This is a genomic window from Lachnoclostridium sp. An138 (assembly GCF_002160765.1).
GTDB lineage: Bacteria > Bacillota > Clostridia > Lachnospirales > Lachnospiraceae > Laedolimicola > Laedolimicola faecalis.
The window spans coordinates 212,675-229,741 of sequence record NZ_NFLF01000004.1; the positions used below are offsets into that span (position 1 = coordinate 212,675).

The 17,067-nt window shown below is 50.9% G+C and carries 13 protein-coding genes and 2 pseudogenes; 1 reads left to right on the forward strand and 14 read right to left on the reverse strand.

Annotation, left to right across the window (positions count from 1 at the left end; all coding sequences use genetic code 11):
• Nucleotides 1-93: 93 nt before the first annotated feature.
• The 7 genes and pseudogenes from pheT to B5E82_RS05500 all read right to left on the reverse strand — a co-directional run.
• Nucleotides 94-2,538: a phenylalanine--tRNA ligase subunit beta gene (gene pheT, locus B5E82_RS05465; protein ID WP_087306556.1), complete on the reverse strand. Its 2,445-nt coding sequence runs from the start codon at nucleotides 2,536-2,538 to the stop codon at nucleotides 94-96.
• A gap of 12 nt (nucleotides 2,539-2,550) precedes the next feature.
• On the reverse strand, nucleotides 2,551-3,588 hold the full coding sequence (locus B5E82_RS05470; protein ID WP_087165946.1) for a phenylalanine--tRNA ligase subunit alpha: 1,038 nt from the start codon (nucleotides 3,586-3,588) through the stop codon (nucleotides 2,551-2,553).
• 357 nt (nucleotides 3,589-3,945) lie between these two features.
• A pseudogene (locus tag B5E82_RS05475) lies at nucleotides 3,946-4,143 on the reverse strand (HAD hydrolase family protein); the annotation flags it as partial.
• A gap of 202 nt (nucleotides 4,144-4,345) precedes the next feature.
• Entirely contained in the window at nucleotides 4,346-5,374 is a 1,029-nt protein-coding gene (locus B5E82_RS05485) for a C45 family autoproteolytic acyltransferase/hydolase (RefSeq protein WP_087306559.1), read from the reverse strand.
• Between the two features lie 178 nt (nucleotides 5,375-5,552).
• On the reverse strand, nucleotides 5,553-6,038 hold the full coding sequence (locus tag B5E82_RS05490) for a flavin reductase family protein (protein WP_087306560.1): 486 nt from the start codon (nucleotides 6,036-6,038) through the stop codon (nucleotides 5,553-5,555).
• On the reverse strand, nucleotides 5,980-6,765 hold the full coding sequence (locus tag B5E82_RS05495; protein WP_087306561.1) for a DUF4405 domain-containing protein: 786 nt from the start codon (nucleotides 6,763-6,765) through the stop codon (nucleotides 5,980-5,982). Before B5E82_RS05495 ends, B5E82_RS05490 begins: the two co-directional genes overlap by 59 nt.
• 90 nt (nucleotides 6,766-6,855) lie before the next feature.
• Nucleotides 6,856-7,353 (reverse strand): annotated as a pseudogene (locus B5E82_RS05500) (carboxymuconolactone decarboxylase family protein); the annotation flags it as partial.
• Nucleotides 7,354-7,954: 601 nt separating this feature from the next.
• On the opposite strand from B5E82_RS05500, the gene B5E82_RS05505 reads away from it, so the two are divergent.
• On the forward strand, nucleotides 7,955-8,455 hold the full coding sequence (locus B5E82_RS05505) for a hypothetical protein (protein WP_087306563.1): 501 nt from the start codon (nucleotides 7,955-7,957) through the stop codon (nucleotides 8,453-8,455).
• A gap of 154 nt (nucleotides 8,456-8,609) precedes the next feature.
• Here the strand turns inward: B5E82_RS05505 and B5E82_RS05510 are convergent, their stop codons facing one another.
• The 7 genes from B5E82_RS05510 to B5E82_RS18285 form a co-directional block, all read right to left on the reverse strand.
• Nucleotides 8,610-9,380, reverse strand: a complete 771-nt coding sequence (locus B5E82_RS05510) for a Cof-type HAD-IIB family hydrolase (RefSeq protein WP_087306564.1) — start codon at nucleotides 9,378-9,380, stop codon at nucleotides 8,610-8,612.
• Between the two features lie 22 nt (nucleotides 9,381-9,402).
• Entirely contained in the window at nucleotides 9,403-10,149 is a 747-nt protein-coding gene (locus tag B5E82_RS05515; RefSeq protein WP_087306565.1) for a hypothetical protein, read from the reverse strand.
• 144 nt (nucleotides 10,150-10,293) lie between these two features.
• On the reverse strand, nucleotides 10,294-13,902 hold the full coding sequence (locus B5E82_RS05520) for a hypothetical protein (RefSeq protein WP_087306566.1): 3,609 nt from the start codon (nucleotides 13,900-13,902) through the stop codon (nucleotides 10,294-10,296).
• 312 nt (nucleotides 13,903-14,214) lie between these two features.
• Nucleotides 14,215-14,958 carry a carboxymuconolactone decarboxylase family protein gene (locus B5E82_RS05525; protein WP_087306567.1) on the reverse strand — a complete coding sequence of 248 codons (744 nt, stop codon included), beginning with the start codon at nucleotides 14,956-14,958 and terminating at the stop codon, nucleotides 14,215-14,217.
• 69 nt (nucleotides 14,959-15,027) lie between these two features.
• Nucleotides 15,028-16,149, reverse strand: coding sequence for an aldo/keto reductase (locus tag B5E82_RS05530; protein ID WP_087306568.1), 1,122 nt, complete (start codon nucleotides 16,147-16,149; stop codon nucleotides 15,028-15,030).
• Nucleotides 16,150-16,221: 72 nt separating this feature from the next.
• Complete coding sequence (locus tag B5E82_RS05535; RefSeq protein WP_087306569.1) at nucleotides 16,222-16,722, reverse strand: flavodoxin; 501 nt, start codon at nucleotides 16,720-16,722, stop codon at nucleotides 16,222-16,224.
• Between the two features lie 146 nt (nucleotides 16,723-16,868).
• Nucleotides 16,869-17,067: hypothetical protein (locus tag B5E82_RS18285; protein ID WP_206415626.1), on the reverse strand; the 199-nt coding region annotated here is incomplete at its 5' end.

Consider the following 17,067-nt stretch of genomic DNA (forward strand, 5'->3'; position numbering starts at 1 on the left):
CTTCCACATGCACTGATTTTTTCAAATCTGAAATTGCATATTATGAACATTACATACTATGAAATTTCATATTTTGAGAAACGCTTCTCTTTCTTACTGTGTTCTCAGCTCCGCGCCCATCTTCTTTCCAAGCTTCTTCATCACTTGGTTTGCGGCGCTTTCTATCTCCTGAGAAGTCAGAGTCTTCTCGGAAGAGCCGATGGTCAGCCGGACGGTCACAGATTTTTTGCCCGCCGGGATCTGCTTTCCTCTGTATTCATCCACAAAAGCCGCGTCCTTCAGGAGCGCGCTCGCCTTCTTCTGACCCATGATCGCGTCATAGATATCCGCCCATGCGGCGTCAGAATCAAAGAGCATGGAAATATCATAATCAGTCTCCGGATACTCTGCAAGATGGGTGAACCTGTTCGTTCTGGACTTCAGCGGAACCAGTTTTGTCACATCCAGCTCGAAAAGCATGACGGAAAGATTCTTGATACCGCAGTCCATGGAAACCTTCTTTGCCACCAGTCCCATGTCTCCAATCTTCTCGCCGCCGCGGAAAATGTTCATCCATACCACATTGTCCGCCCAGACCGGCTTTTCCTCCTTCCGGAACTCAAAGCCTTCCATATGGGTATAACGGGGCATATACTCCAGCACGCCCTTTGCCTCGCGGAACAGCTCTGTGATGTCCTTTACGCTGCTGGCGAAAGCCGCACCGATATGTCTCTTCTGCTCCGGAAGAAGCTCTGTCTCATCATAAGCGGCCGTATAGTTCCGGTCAAAGAACACCTGCGCCTCTTCAAAGATTGCGAAATCGTTGAAATAGCGCTCGTTTTTTACGACTGCCTCGCAGAGATTCGGAAGCAGAGAGGAACGGATATAGCTCAGGTCCGGAGCAGGCGGCGTAGACAGTCTCAGGACGCCTTCTGTGCTCTGCAGAACCGCGTTCACAAATACATCGTTCATCCAGGGATAGGTATAAACCTCCTGCATGCCGCAGCGGATCGCCAGATACTCCTTAATTCTTCTCAGCAAATCCTGGTCTTTCTGGTTGATGGCTCCCTCAAAGGTGGTGGTGAAGGAAGTCGCCTCAAAATTATCATAACCGTACAGTCTGGCTACCTCTTCCATCACGTCGTCCTTGATGGAAATATCGCCGGTGGAACGCCAGGTGGGCGCGGTCACATGCATGTTATCGCCGCTGATTTCCACGTCAAAGCCCAGCAGCTCCAGCTTCTTCTGAATCACTTCGTTTGACAAATTCTTTCCAAGGCGCTTCGCAAGCCAGGCCAGACTTACATCGATCTGGGCTCTTTCCAGCTTCTTTACGTACTTGTCACAGAATCCGGTTACCGTCAGCTCCGGGTACAGCTCCTGAAAATACTGCATGGAAAGGGCCAGCGCCTGCTCGCACCTCTCGGGATCTACAGCCTTTTCATATCTGGAAGAAGCCTCGGTACGGGTATCGTAGCGGAGGGCCGTCCGGCGGATTCCGGTGGACTCAAAGTTGGCCACCTCCAGAATCACGCGCCTTGTCTTAGGCAGAATGGAATCCTTGGCTCCACCCATGACACCGGCCAGGGCCACCGGTCCCTCAGAATCTGTGATAACCAGATCGTCCGCACAGAGAGTCAGCTCATGATCATTTAAGAGAATCAGCTTCTCGCCTTCCACAGCGTGTCTCACCACGATATGATCGGTAATATTGTCTGCGTCAAAGGCATGGGTCGGATTTCCCGTAGCCAGCATAACGTAGTTTGTAATATCTACCAGCGCATTAATGGGGCGCATGCCTGCCTTCCAGATCCGGTTCTGCATCTGATAGGGGGAAGGCTTTACCTCCACGCCGGACATCTCCACGCCGATGTATCGGGTGCATCTGTCCGGATCATTGATCTCCACTTTGAAATCTGACTGCACATCCGCTGTATAGGGCTCGATCTTTTTCAGAGGCAGATCATACAGAGCTGCAATCTCGCGCGCTATTCCATAATGTCCCCAGAGGTCCGGACGGTTCGTCATGGACTTGTTGTCAATCTCCAGCAGAACGTCGTTCATATCCAGCGCGTCTGCAAGGGAAGTGCCTGCCGGAACTTCGAAAGCGGACAGGTCGAGAATCTCCGCTTCCTGGGAAGCCGGAAACAGTTCGCCCAGCCCAATCTCATCGGAAGCGCAGATCATGCCGTAGGACTCCACGCCGCGGAGCTTGGAGTTCTTGATTACCACCGGCTCGCCTTCACCGTGCCAGCGCACCACAGCGCCGGGACAGGACACTGCCACGCGCATGCCTTCCTTCAGATTGATTCCACCGCAGACAATGTCTTTGATCTCACCGCCGCCGATATCTACCTTGCAGACTCTCAGTTTATCCGCATTGGGATGGGGCTCTATTTTCTCGATGACACCCACAAGCATATTGTCAAACCGGCGGGCCAGATACTCCACATCCTCCACCTCTACGGTAGACATGGTCAGATCATAGGCCAGCTTTTTCAGATCCATATCCTCCGGGATCTGTACATAATCCTTTATCCACGATAATGATAACTTCATCTTCTTCTCTCCTTATCTGAACTGCTTCAGGAATCTCAAATCCGCACTGTGAAACAGTCTTACATCGTCAACACCATAGCGCATCATGACCAGTCTGTCCAGACCGATGTTTACATAGAAGCCTGTGTATTCATCCGGGTCAAGTCCGGCTGCCCTGAGTACGTTCGGATGGGGAGAACCGCCCGGCATAACCTCAATCCAGCCCACATGCTTGCAGACGCTGCAGCCCTTTCCGCCGCAGACCTGGCACTGCATATCAATCTCAAAGCCCGGCTCCACGAAGGGGAAGAAGCCGGAACGCATTCTGACCGGCACATCCGTACCGAATACCTTGCTTAAGATACTGTTAATCATGACCTTGCCTGAGGTAAAGGTGATATCTTTGTCCACGATCAGCGCCTCATACTGGAAGAATGCTCTCTCATGATGGGCGTCCGTGGTCTCATTACGGTATACGCGTCCCGGATACACAAAACGATAGGGCGGCTTATGCGTCTGCATATAGCGCACGCTGCCACCTGTCAGATGAGGACGCAGGCAGAGCTTTTCATTGGTGCTTCCGCTGTCATGCCCCTCCAGCCAGTAGGTATCCATGCTCTCCCGGGCCGGATGGTTCGGCGGGAAATTCAGCTTATCAAACGCGTACAGTTCACTTGTAATGTCATCCTCCTGGAAGATCTCAAATCCCATGGAACGAAATGCGTCATTTAAGTCGTAGCACATCTGGGTAATGGGATGAAGTCCGCCTTTCTGAGGCATGATTCCCGGCACAGAGCAGTCGAAGTCCGGAGACACCTCGGAAGCCTTCAGCTTCAGCTCCAGCCTTTTCGCGTCGATCAGTTCTGTAACCTCATTCTTGGCCTGATTCAAGAGCTTTCCCATCTCGGGACGTAAGGATACGTCAAGCTTCGGAAGCTCTTTCATTAAAAGGCTCAAAGAACCCTGCTTTCCCACGTACGCGCTTTTTACATTCTGCAGCTCGTTCTCGCTGGACGCTGCAGCAATCCTGGTTTTCACTTCTGATAAAATACTTTCGATTTTATCCTTCATTACGATTCTCCTTTCCAAATCGAGCTTATCCTGCAGGAGGTTTCCTGTGAAATAAAAAAACACCGTCCTCCTGTCATAAAACAAGGGACGATGTGAATCGCGGTACCACCCTATTTCAGAGTATCTTCTCTCTTTGTACTCTGCACTCTTTTTGTGTATTCTTTCTGCTACACGGACATCCGGTTTAACGCACAGTAAATGCTTTTCACCGAAAGGCTCCCATACTGAAACTTCCAGAAGGCTCATGCGGAATGCTCTCAGCCGGTGACACCCCGTCTCTGACTCACTACCTCTTCTGTACTCACGTATGTTCTCCGCCTAAAATCGTGTCCATCCTATCACAGATTTCAAAGTTTGTCAATCCGGAAAACTTCTCAGACAGTCAATGCAATCAGCCACACTGTCAAAGCTGTTCGCCGCATACTTCTTTACCTCTTCGCTGGCTGCAGTCATTGCATATCCGCGAAACCGGCAGATCATGCCCACATCGTTAAAGGAATCACCGATGACGGAAGGAAGGCACTTCTCTTTTATCTGATTCAAAAGAAAGGAGACTGCTTCCGCCTTATACTTTCACCCGTTAGAACGTGTGCCCGCCGGGCACACAGAAAAGCAGGAGCCGCTTTTTCACAGCTCCTTCCGATAGCCGGATATTTCTCCCCAGTGCTTTTCCTGCTTTCATCCGCCGGAATATAAAGATATCCTCCCTGAACACAGCCCTGCATGGAAATATACTTCGCTGCGTTTTGAATACTGTTCAGAATGCTGTTTCCACGAACTCACACCGGGAAGGATTCCCATAAGCCTCATAGATTTTCCTTCTCTTTAAATCATACACCACCGACCAGACCGTATCCTTTCCCGTTCTCCTGTCATACTGACAGAGAAAACCTTTCCTGCCGGAAAGTAAATCGAGGGCGTCTGAGAGTACCATTTCTCCGGCCTCGGCCTCCAGCGCCCTCTGCATGGTCTGATAGCGGGGCCCGGCTTCCCAGGTATCGATTCCCGGCTCATTAAACCGCTTCAATTCTTCGGAATGAAAAAGATTCGTGGCGCAGACAGAAGCCTGTTTTCTCATCGTTTCTTTTTCCGGACGTATCACCTTCAGGCCGCCTGCAAAGCACTCTGCCACCGCTATCTTCCCTCCGGCATCTGCCAGCGTAAAGGTCTGGGCAGAGCTTACCGGAAGCCGCTTCAGCCAGGCCAGCGCCTCTTCCACCGACGCGCATCTCTCCAGAAAGAAACGCAGAAGAAGGCCCGCGTTCATGCCCGGCGCAATCAGAGGACCCGAAGCGCCAGAAGGCGGATACACCGAGGTAAGGCCTGCGGCCAGTCCTTTCTCATTGACGCCGTCCTCCATCTGAACGAAAGATGTGGTATTTCCGTAAAAAGCGTGGGAACCGTCGGAAAAACAATACTGCACATTCCGGTTATTGTCCTGAAGCTCCGTCAGAAAATCGCTGTTGCGGCCAAACAGAATCTCTGCCCCGTTCGACACCGCAAAGCAGGAGCATCGGCAGGCCGGAGGCATGGCATACATGCTGAACAGAACCGCCTGGAGCCTCTCTGCCGGGCACCTCTGCCCTTCCGCGATTCCCCGGATCTCCTCCAGAATCTTCGGAAAATACTTCTTATAGACCGGAAGGCAGGCTGCCGCGAACTGCAGCCGCTCCTCCGTAATAGAAAAGGGAATCTGTTCCAAAATAAAATTTCCGCGCTCTGCCAGCAGGGAGCCAAAGCGGAAGCCGCATTCATAATGGTTCCCCACAAATCTTTCCTGTATCATGTTTTCGCTCTCCTTTTTTGCAAAATGAGAGCCGCCGGCAGCTCTGTATTCAGAGTAACGGAATAAAAAATTGTTGTCAACGGCCAACTTCCCTGGAAGTACGCCGAAAATGGCAAACAGCTGTCTTATAAAAATGTTTCAGCCGCTTTCAAAGGTAATTTTTCGCAAAATTACAGCTTTACTTTCCCTTTCCCCAGGACATGCATTTTCCAATCACATCCCCTGTCCTCAGATACTCATAGGTAGGCATCTCGAACAGCACCGGCTTCAGTACCCGGTAATCGATCTTATCCTCCGGCGTGAGCACCCTCTCCTCCGCAAAGGTGTGATCAATCGTACAGATAAAACTCTCGAAGCCTTTCGTCTCATAGACGTCATCCACGCTGCACTCCATCACCACCGGAGCGGCAGTCATCAAGGGGGCTCCCGTATCTCCTACCGTATAGTCAAAAAGGTCAGACTTGTCTTCCTTTGCGCCGCTGACGCAGCCGGCCCGGTCCGCCAGCGGAAGAAGCGCCTCATCCACGATATTGATAGACAGCTTCTTTGTCTCCTTGATTCCCCTGTTGCTGTAATGCGCTCCGGCCAGGCTTACCATCACCCTGTCATGTCCGATGATTCCGATATGTCCTACCAGCACCCAGTTCGGCTTTCCTTCTACCATGGTTCCCACTACGACGAGGGGAGTCGGATACAGTGCCAGTGAATTCCCAATATTTTTCTTCATAATGCTTCATTCCTCTGGAAAGATAATGGGCGGCAAAAATGAAAAATCCCATCATGGCCAGATAATCCAGGTAAAATAGAGCGACCGGTTCGCTGAAATCCATAAATACGAACTGTGTCCGAAGAAACATATAGTCCGGTAAATCTCTGCTGATAAATGCGAAAAATCCATAGACCGCAAGTCCGATTCCGGCAGTCCTTCCCGCAATGGTTCTCCACCGGGAACTCCGGGAGTGGCCCAGAACCTTTCCAAGTCTTCCGGACACCATGTTCCAGTGCAGCCCCAGATGAAGCGCCATCAGCACAAAGCCCCAGTACGCGGCCGCCATATGAAGCAGACGGGCAAAGGACATTCCGCCGCTGATCGGCAAAAACGAAAATACACAGCGCGACAGAATGATTCCGCTTACCATCTGTCCCATCATGACCAATAACAGCAGCAAATTTATCACAAGCTGAAAGACCCGCACCGGAGAATATCTTCCCTTTGTCAGGGCTCTGTACCAGCCGCGGTTCAAAATATGATGCAGAATGAACAGGACGAACATTCCTGCTCCCGCCCATTCATGGGCAGCATCGCCCCAGAACTGATATCCCATCAGGAAAAGGAGCGCTGCTGTCATCAAAATATCAACTATCATTTTTACTGCTGCTTTTGGCTTCATACGGTTATTCTCTCCATTTCCCAGAATCGACTCTGTCGTGTTCTGTTTTCTGTTTCATTTTTTCTATGACCAGCTTTCTGCCTGCCTGTTTTATTCCGCCGCCTTATTGATACAGGTAACTGCATTCAGGCTGCGCGGATATCCGATATACGGCAGACACTGAGAGACGACGCGGAGCAAAAACTCTTTATCATTTCCCAGATTCATATTTCCCTTAGCATGAGCAGTCAGCTGCGGTTCACAGCCGCCCTGGGCCATCAGGAAGCAGAACGTAATCATCTCCCGCTGGGCCAGGTCAAGACCTGTCCGTGTATAGTAATCTCCAAAACAGTTGGCGGCGAGCCAGCGGTTGATGTGGCCGTTTTTCCAGGCCTCTTTCATCTGCGGGCCAAAAATGTCCGCCTGCGCCTGCGCGCCTTTTTCCAGCCGATCCTCCATGGTGGTTACAGCTTTGCCGCTGGCCGGAAGCGTGATGCCCCGCTCTGCAAAGACCTCATTCGTCGTCTGCAGAAACGGCCACATCCGTCCCATGCCCACATAATCGGTCGACTGATACACCATCTCTTTCACTGCTTCCGGCTGTATGCCCTGTGTCAGGCAGACGCAAAAGCTTTTTCATCTTTCCAAAAGGCTTTCCTGCCGGACGTTATATCCCGCCCCGACAATCCCGACAGAACGGACTTCCAATGGACTTTTTACTCCTAACACGGTTGTTTTCATTTTCTTTTCACTCCATTCCTTTCCTGAAAAATACCTCTTTCTGATAATTTCCGGTTTTATTATAAACCGGACTTTTCCGCCTGTCTAATGCTCTCTTTTCATCATCATCCATTCGTTTTCGGCATGGCCAGCGCTTTTTTTGCTCCTGCAGCCTGTATACGAAGATGTGTCTTTGCCCTTATACTCTTTACCGGACTGCTGTCTTTCCGGAGAGGACAAGGGGAAGAGCAGTAATCGGGTCATACATTCTCTTCCATAATTGTTGGATTTTGTCACCTTTCTGGGAATGTTGTGGAAATCTATTGATTTATCTGAATTCTTCAATGATAATTTAGATTTTATAATATAACTCTAACTTTTTCTAAACATTTTTGTAACATTTTCTGTGTATACTTAGAGAAAAGAAAGGGAAACTGATCGTTGGAGATTTTTATTTTCCAATGTTTATCAGAATAAAAGAGGTGGAGTTATGAAAAAGTTATCAATCATCTTTATCGCCGGTCTGTTTACACTGGCCCTGTATCTGAATCCCGTATCCGCAGAAGCGGAAGTTTCTTCCGGCACCGTTCCCGAGGCGGAGATGACCGTACCCGCTGTCACCACAGCGGCTCCTGCAAAGGAAAAGTCAGATGTCAACCTGACTTATGTGAATCTGGAGGAAAAGGAACGCTGGATTCTGGATGAGGTTCTTTCCGATTACGTTTCAGAAGACGTAGTGGAACTGACAGACAGAGGAATCAGATATTCCATCGGCGACTGGATCGATCGTGACACTCATACCTACCTCTTTTTCACAAAGGAGCTGCCGGAGGGCACCGTATATACGGCTGCCGGCTATGCGCAAACCACCAATGGAAGCTATGTATATTTTGAGCTTTCATCTTCGGAAAAGCTTAGCGAGCAGCAGGTTGACCTGGAAATCGTCAAAGCATTTGGAAATTCCGGCGCTTCTGAAATCCAGGCCTGCTGAACAGATGCCCCTCATTCCAATTCATGTCGAAGAGGAGGTTCCTTCCAGGGTACAGACCCCGGAAGGAACCTCCTCTTTTTCTCTTTCTTTTTCTCGTTCCTTTCCCCTTACTTCACAGGGACCGGTTTAGTCCTGTCCATAAAGGGCTGATATTTTACAAAATTCCGTAGTGACGCAGGGCCGACGGAATTCCTCCTTTGTCCGTGTCGCCTGTTACATAGTCCGCGCATTGTTTTACTTTCTCCTCCGCGTTTCCCATAGCGACGCCGATTCCGGCATATTCCAGCATCTCCATATCATTTTCCCCATCTCCAAAGGCAATCGTTTCTTCTCTGGAAATTCCAAAATGCTTCAGGAGCTGCTCCATTCCCTTTTCCTTGCCGCCCTCTTTCGCGATGATATCGACTCCATAAGGGTTCCAGCGGGTCACCCGGCAGTGAGGCATCTGTTCCATCAGCCTGCCCACCGCGTCATCGTCCGCAAAGACATTAACCAGATAAACGGTGCCTCCCCGCCACTTTCCAAGCCTGGGAAGCTCAGAGGAAATGGCCTTTTGAGCCGTGCGCACTCTGTCGTCAATGAAACTGGCGTAAATCATGTCCTTTTCCACAAAGGACATGGGAATTTCTTTTTTTTCAAAAAACGGCAGTACATTCCGGATATCTTCCTGCGGTACTGGAGCCGCCGCCAGCACGCGCCGTTCTCCGTCCAGGCAGAGCTGCCCGTTTAAAAGTACATGGCCGTCAAAACCAAGGGGGCTGATTCCCAGCTCATCCAGCTCCAGAATATGCCGCCCGGTGCTGGTGAACACATAGATTCCTTTTTTCTTCAGGCTCTGAAGCGCCTGTAAGGTGTCCTCCGGGACAGCCCCAAGATTATGGGCCATCAACGTGCCGTCAATGTCGAAAAATGCAGCGCGTATCATTGGTAATGGCTCCTTCCGCCTCTTATTCCTGTGTCTCCTGTGCCGGCTCTCCTTCCAGAAGCACGACCCTCACTGCTGTCTCATTTTCATCCAGCCAGATTAAGGCTCCTCTGCCCTGGGTCAGGTCTGCCATCGTCACAATGTTTCTGGTACGGAAGGGAGAGATTTCCACATTTTCCGGAATCGTATAGGTTCTGCCGTCTGTGGCCTCCAGAGTATAGGAACCGTCTTCCAGAACCGGATCGCTGGCTGCCACTGCGTACTGAGGCGCTGTGCCGTCCTCCGGAATATTGGCGATCACTACATAGGGCGTAGTGTGAGGCGGAATGGACATGGTCATAACCGGTCCAAGATATGCCTCAAAACTTCCCGTCCCCATATCTGAAAGGGTCATGGGAAGACCCGTCTGGGCGTCTGCCAGAATAGTATTTTCCGGATCGATATTCAGAATGATCTCCCCGGAAGTGGAAGCGTCCGACTGATTATCTACCGTGATTGTGTCTTCTCCCGCTTCCGTAATCGTTCCGTAAATTCTGATGGGAGCATCGCTGACTGCTTCTTCTCCGTCCGTCTCCTGTTCTGCGCCTTCCTCCTGTCCGGCGCTTTCTTCCGCCGTAGTGTCTGCGGTTTCCTGTCCTTCTGTGTTTTCCTCTGTGGCTGCATTCTCCTGCGTCTGGCCGCTGTCTGCGGAATCACTGCTTCCGCAGGCCGCAGCCAGCATAAGAACAGTGCCAAGTCCAAGAATACAGATAAGCTTTCTTAATCTCATAATCTCCTCCTTTTAGGGCCGGTTCTCCCGGCGCTGCTTTATTCTATCAAAAACAGCATTCCCCTGTCCAGCGAATTACATTCTTTTAAGAAATATTAAGAAAGTCTTTCCTTTCCCTTCAGCGCCCTTCCACAAGCTTCCGCTCTACTCCGTTTCTTCTTTTTTATACTTTCGCACCAGCCATACGCAGATCCCGATTCCGGCTGCCAATGCAATCACACAAATCACCAGAGTAAGAACTGTTGTCCGGACATCCTTTTCCTTTCCTTTTTCCTCTTCTCTCTCGGGAAGTATCAGCTCCTCTTCTTCCTCTGTCTCCTGCGCCGTGCCGTCAAAGGGCTCTTCATCCAGAACAATCGCGTAATCGGAAGCATGAGTAAAGGAAAACTCTGTCTCCCCGCTCTCTCCGATTTCTGCGCTGTCCAGATACTTCAGTTCTCCGCTCTGTTCCTGAAAGCTGAACAGATTAGCGTAACGTCCGGCATCTTTCTCGTCCAAATGAATGGTCAGGACGGCGGTAAACCCAAACTCTCCATCGTAAGCCAGGCTTAGCTGACGCGTATCACGCTCTCCGGCCAGCTCCTGAATCAAATCCGCCGGAATCGCCTCTGCCTCCCTATCCACTGCGAAGTCTATATCATCTATCTCTCCTGTAGTGAAGCTTCGCCCGTCAATCGTCCAGACAATCTCCTCTTCCATATTCAGGACCAGCCTGATGTCTCTTCCCTTAATGACTGATAGAACATTTCCCGGAACCGTTGACGTTCCGTTCATGGTCAGGATCACCGTATCTCCGGGTTTCGCGTCCTCCAGTTCTTTTCGGATGGCATCCCAGCCGCTTATGCTCTCCCTTCCGTGAATATAAGGAGTTCCTTTCTCCGGTGTCTTTACCGCCGTGTTTCCTTTCGTGCCGCTGTTCTTTGAACCGCCGCTTCCCGTTCCGGAAACAGTGGTCTGACCGGACTGGCCGGCAGTTCCGGAACTGCCGGAACCAGAACTTCCGGAAGACGTTCCCGCAGATGAGCCTGTATTCTTAGACGAAGTCTCATACAAAATCTTTCCCGCGGACAGCCAGGTCATATTCCCCGCGTGATCCGTAATCCTCACATAGACATAGTTCGCGCCGTTCTGTTTAATATCCGGCTTTGCGTCAGGATTATAAATCAGCCAGCCGCCAAGCTTCTGAATCTCGTCCCGGCTTTTGCATTTTTTATCGCTTATGGTGTACTCCACCGTCTTCACACCGGACTGGCCATCCTCTGCGCTGATTGTAACCTCTTTCTGTTCCGATATCCGAAGCTCGGATTTGTCCTCCGGCACCATTCCGCTCCATGCAGCTCCGCCCACCGAGATGCTGCCTCCAGGCGCTGTCCTGTCAATATATACATTTACTGTCTTCCGCGCGATTCCGCCGCCGGCTTTCTGCCTCAGATAATAGGTGGCTGCCGCGCCGTCTTTGCCGGTCTCCCCTGTGCTGCGGACAGAGCCGCTATACTGCCCGGACGGTGAGAAACTGATTTCATATCCCTCCGGCGCTGTCAGCACAGCCTCCCCGCACCAAGCGCCTGCAGACAGCGTCTTCCCGTTTTGATCGGAAAGCACCGCGTCAGGAGCGCCCTGCAGCCAGTCTATCATCAGCGTCATATCTGCGCTGGCGGCGCTGTAATTTCCAGCCGCTTCCACACTTGCCCGCACCACATAGGTTCCGGGCTCTGAGGGGAGCCCCGCTGCAAAGTTCCCGCTGCTGTCAGACGCCTTCCGCCAGGACCAGCTGACAGATCCCTGGAAGACTTCATTGTTTATCAGAGCCACTTCAGGCGCCGCAACCGCAGCTGCCTTTCCGTTATAAACTACTGTCTGTGTATTCCCTGCCTTCCAGGTAAGCACCGGCGCTGCCGGCTCCACTTTTACAGGCAGAAGACGCGCCACATATCCGGCATCGGCATCATAACCTTCGATTCTGGAATAGTCATACTGAGCCGCATCTGCCGGAAACCTTGCCTCATACCCGCTGTTTGCCACTGTAACCGGCGCCGAGCTGTCTGCCCAGCTCCAGCCCTCAGGAAGCTTCACCTCCTTAAGAGTCTGTCCGTACCGGGCGGAAAGCCCTTCCGGAACCTTCACAAAAGCCCAGTATTTCGTCGTAACCTGCGCGCTGACGGCTTTTGATTCCATATATGCGTCTGAGCCTGTATATTTCGCATGAACATAATAGCCTGTACCCTCTGTCAGTCCGGTAAATTCATTGCTCTCCTGCCAGTCTCTTACGACATTCCGGCCGGAAGCATCCAGCAGGCAGTACGCTGCGCTTCCATATACTTCTGTATCCGCCAGTGCTTTCACTGTAATGGTATCTGCCGAAGCGGAAGCGTTAAGAACCAGAACTTCCTCCGGAACTGTTTTCTTTGCGGTGAAGCTGCCCGTCTCAGTCTCACTGAGTTTCCCTGAGGAGTCTTCCACCGCCGCATAAAGATAATACACGGTTCCTTCGGAAAGTCCCTGAAGGGAAAAGACCGCTGTGCCTGCCGCAGCTTCTGAAGCGCTGATCTTCATCGTGCCGCTGCTGTTTTTTATGGTATCCGCATTTACCGTCTCCAGCTTTTCCGGCGACCAGTACAGATAATACCAGGAAACTCCGCTGCCTGTGTCTTCCGCTGTGACACTCACTGACGCCGTCTGGTTCGTAATGCCGGAAATCTGCATTTTCGTTACAGCCGGAGCATTTTTATCAATTTTGACTGCAAAGCGCTGCGCGTCCGTAAGATAACCCTCCTGCGTTTTACAGTACAGAGAAAGGCTGTGCTCTCCTTCCGCCGTAATCAGATAAGACTCCTCATAAGCTCCTGCCAGTGAATCTGAAACAGTGCATCCTTTGGCAGTAATGCGCACATCTTCCTCATACCAGGCTTCTGAAGGAGTTTCTCCGTTAAATCTGACATCCACAGGCTTGTCATACCAGACAATCTCAAAGGATTTCTCCGTCTTTCCCTTGTAATTTCCTTTTCCCGTTATGATCATCCGCCCCATGCCCACATCTGTGTTTGAAACATACCCGGCCGTATAATCCTGTCCGGCTGTCAATGCCTGTCCATTGTTGGATATGAGAACTGACGGCTGAATCTCTTCCCCGGTATAATACTGTTTTTCAATGTTCTCTATCCTGCAGCTTTCTATGCTTTTTTGTCCCACTGTCACGCTCAGCGTATAGCTCTGTGTTTGGCTGCTGTTCTTTCCGTCTGTATACGTTATCTGAAGACCGGCAGAATAGGGCTCTGTCCGGACGGGCATACCCGTCAGGAACCTGACCAGGCAGAGATTCGCCTGGGAACCGGGCGCAACCGTCAATGTCTGCCCTTCCTTTCCGGTCTGTCCGGAAAGGACAGAAAAACAGCTGTTTTCATCTGTCAGTATGCAGCTGATATTATTTATTTCCATGACAGTCTCTGTGTGATTGGTTATGCTAATCGGAATCTCTGCCTCTGCCGCGCTGTATCCATAGCTGAGATTCTTTGTTACCGGCACAGCAGTACCGGTCTGTATAACACTTCCTGCCGGAGCGGCAGAATCTGACTGTACGGCAGAACCAGGCCGTTCCAGCTCCGCCGCCCTGGCCGTCTCTGCCAAAGCCGCAGGCAAAATCAGTGCCGCCGCAAATAACACGGCCGCTGCCATATGCCAGACTGCCGGCTTTCTTCTGTCTTTCCTGTACTTCTTGTATTTCCTGTCTTTTCCGTATTCTTCTCTGTTCCTCATATCGGTCCCCCCTTTTTTAGTTTATCCCGGCCTGATGCCTGAAATCAGGCCTTTTTTCTGCAAATGTCTCCAAAAACGCCATTATCCACAGACATACAGCAGGTACATCTGTGGATAACGGATACGCTTTTAATCACCTGTAAAGGGGACAGGAACTGCGCAAAATCTGATTCTATTCTGTTTTTTCTTCTGTTCCGCGTCTTCCGTCACCCCTGTACTACATTCTCTTCTGTATAATAATTTTAACACAGGGGCTGTGGAATCCACAACCGGTTTTAAGACGGAAAAACTTATTTTTCTCTTAATTTTCCCTTATTTTTCAAGGGCTGCGTACGCTTCATCGTCTACAGCTTCCAGCCACTCATTGGATGTCTCCTCGCCCGGAACCTCGACAGCCAGATGGCTGAACCAGCTGTCTTTCTTAGCTCCATGCCAGTGCTTTACCTCAGCCGGAATCGTAACTACATCCCCCGGCTTCAGGCTCTGGGCCGGCTTGCCCTCTTCCTGATACCAGCCTTCTCCGTCCACGCAGATCAGCAGCTGTCCGCCGCCCTTCTTTGCGTGATGGATATGCCAGTTGTTCCGGCAGCCCGGCTCAAAGGTTACGTTGGCCACAAATACAGTCTTGGAGCCGTCTGTGAGAGGCTTTAAGTAGCTCTGGCCGATAAAATACCGGGCAAACGCGGTGTTCGGCTCGCCCATACCGAAGAAGCCTCCATGCTCCTCTGCCTCATTGTCATCCCCATAGACCTCTTTTGCCAGACGGAACGCGCCCCAGGCATTGGGCCAGCCTGCGTAGAAGGCGATATGAGTCAGAAGCTCCGCCATCTCTGCGCGTGTCACCCCGTTCTTCTTTGCTGTCGTAAGGTGGGCCTGCAGAGAAGAATCAATAATTCCCTTGCTTACAAGCGCCGTCACGGTCAGCATGGAACGGATTTTCAGCGGAAGAATGCCTTCTCTGGACCATACCTCGCCAAACAATACATCGTCATTTAACTCTGCGAACTTGGGAGCGAACTCTCCCAGGACATCTCTGCCTGCTGTCTGTTTTACCATGATAGTTTTCCTCCTGTTCTATGAAAAAGAATTATAAAATGATTGATTTCTGCTGTCTGCCTCAGCGGACTACAGAAGCGCCCCGCAGACCTTCTCCAGGTTCTCCCGGATCTTAATGTGCTGAGGACATGCCTCCTCACATTTGCCGCATTTAACGCACTGGTCCGCCCGCGCTTTTCCATGTCCGCCTACCAGCCATTCCTCCTGATGCTTTGCAAAAGCCTTATCTCTATAAAGAGTCAGCAGATTCATGGCCGTAAAGGAGCCGGAGATACCGATGTTCTTCGGACAGACCTTCGCGCAGTAATTGCAGGTGGTGCAGGGAATCAGCGGAATCTTCTTAAGCTCCTCCTGAGCCTTCGCAATCACAGCCTGCTGCTCCGCATTCAGACCCTGGAATCCCTTCATGTAGGAAAGATTATCTTTCATCTGATCTACACTGCTCATTCCGGAAAGTACAGTGATGACGCCCTCCAGGCTTGCCGCGAAACGGACTGCCCAGGAGGCTACCGAGGAATCGGGTTCGGCATTCTTAAACACCTCTGCCACGGACTCCGGCGGATTTGCCAGCATGCCGCCCTTGATGGGCTCCATGATAACCACAGGCTTGCCGTGTTTTCTGGCTACCTCGTAGCAGGCCTTCGACTGCACGGCCGGATTCTCCCAGTCTGCGTAGTTAATCTGCAGCTGAACGAACTCCATCTCCGGATGCTTATTCAGGATGTCTTCCAGCTCCTCCGGCGTGGAATGGAAAGAAAAGCCCACATGCTTAATCAGCCCTTCCTTCTTCTTTTCCTGCACCCAGCTCCACATGTCAAAATCATCAAAATATTTTGTACGGCCCTCTCCCAGGTTATGGAGCAGATAGAAATCAAAATAGCCTGCTCCCGTCTGCTTCAGAGAGGTATCAAACTGAGCGATGGCTTCCTCTCTTGTCTTACAGTTAATCCAGGCCGCGTTCTTGGTAGCCAGCTGGAAACGCTCACGCGGATAGCGCTCTACCAGCGCCTGGCGGATCGCATCCTCACTTCCCGCGTAGGCCCATGCTGTATCAAAATAAGTAAAACCAGCCTCAAGAAACAAATCCACCATCTCTTTTGTCTGCTCCACATCGATTGTGCCGTCTTCCTTCTGAGGAAGCCGCATAAGGCCAAAACCAAGTTTTCCAATTGTTTCACCTAAATATGCCATTTCAAAATATCCTCCTTTTTTCTTCTTGCTTTTTTGAAGCCAAGTCCCCGCTGTCTGAGAAATCAGGGCTTCTTAAATCCATTTTTCAAAATCTGCTCTGGACTGGGCTGCGTTTCCACCCCGGACAGCCAGTCCCTCCTTCACCTCTGCGCCCGGACATGTTCTGCGGATGTCCCCCACGCTGCTGCCAAGTCCGCTGCCCTCATGGGTGCAGAATGGCTTAATGGTCTTTCCGGAAAAATCAAAATGCTCCAGAAACGTAAAAACCGCCATAGGCATGGTTCCCCAGTAATTGGGATAGCCAAGATAAATGGTGTCATAACCATCGATGCTTTCCGGATAGCTTTTCAGCTCCGGCCGCGCATTTCTCTTCTGGTCCTCCTGGGCCTGAGCGATACATTCGTTATAGTCCCTTGCATAAGGCTGCATCGGTTCTATCTGAAATAAGTCCGCGCCAGTCAGCTTCTGAAGGACAGCCGCCGCCGTCTCTGTATTGCCCCTGTTCAGCACTTTAATCAGGCCATTCACGTAATTCTCATCTCTTCGCGAAAAAAAAGCTATCAGCTCTGCCACAAATCTTCCTCCCACTTTCCTGTCCCGGCGCTTCTGCCCGGGAAATTCTTCTCATTTCTCCTGCTGCTGTGCGTTCTGCTTAACAGCAGGTTTCTTTCTGTTCTTAATTATAGTGCCTCCTTTCTTGACGGGGAATCTCCAATATGTTATCGTTGTATAAACAAACAGTTGATACTTATTCCGGTGCCTACGCCCGAAATACGCAGAATGGCGCCCGGAAGAATCAGGAGGCTTAGTGTGAAAGAAAGTAGAGGCCAGCCGAAAAATGGCGCACTGAAACAAGCTATTGAAAAATAGCCATTTGAAACAAGGTTGATTTTGTTGAGATATGCTAAGAAGCAAGCA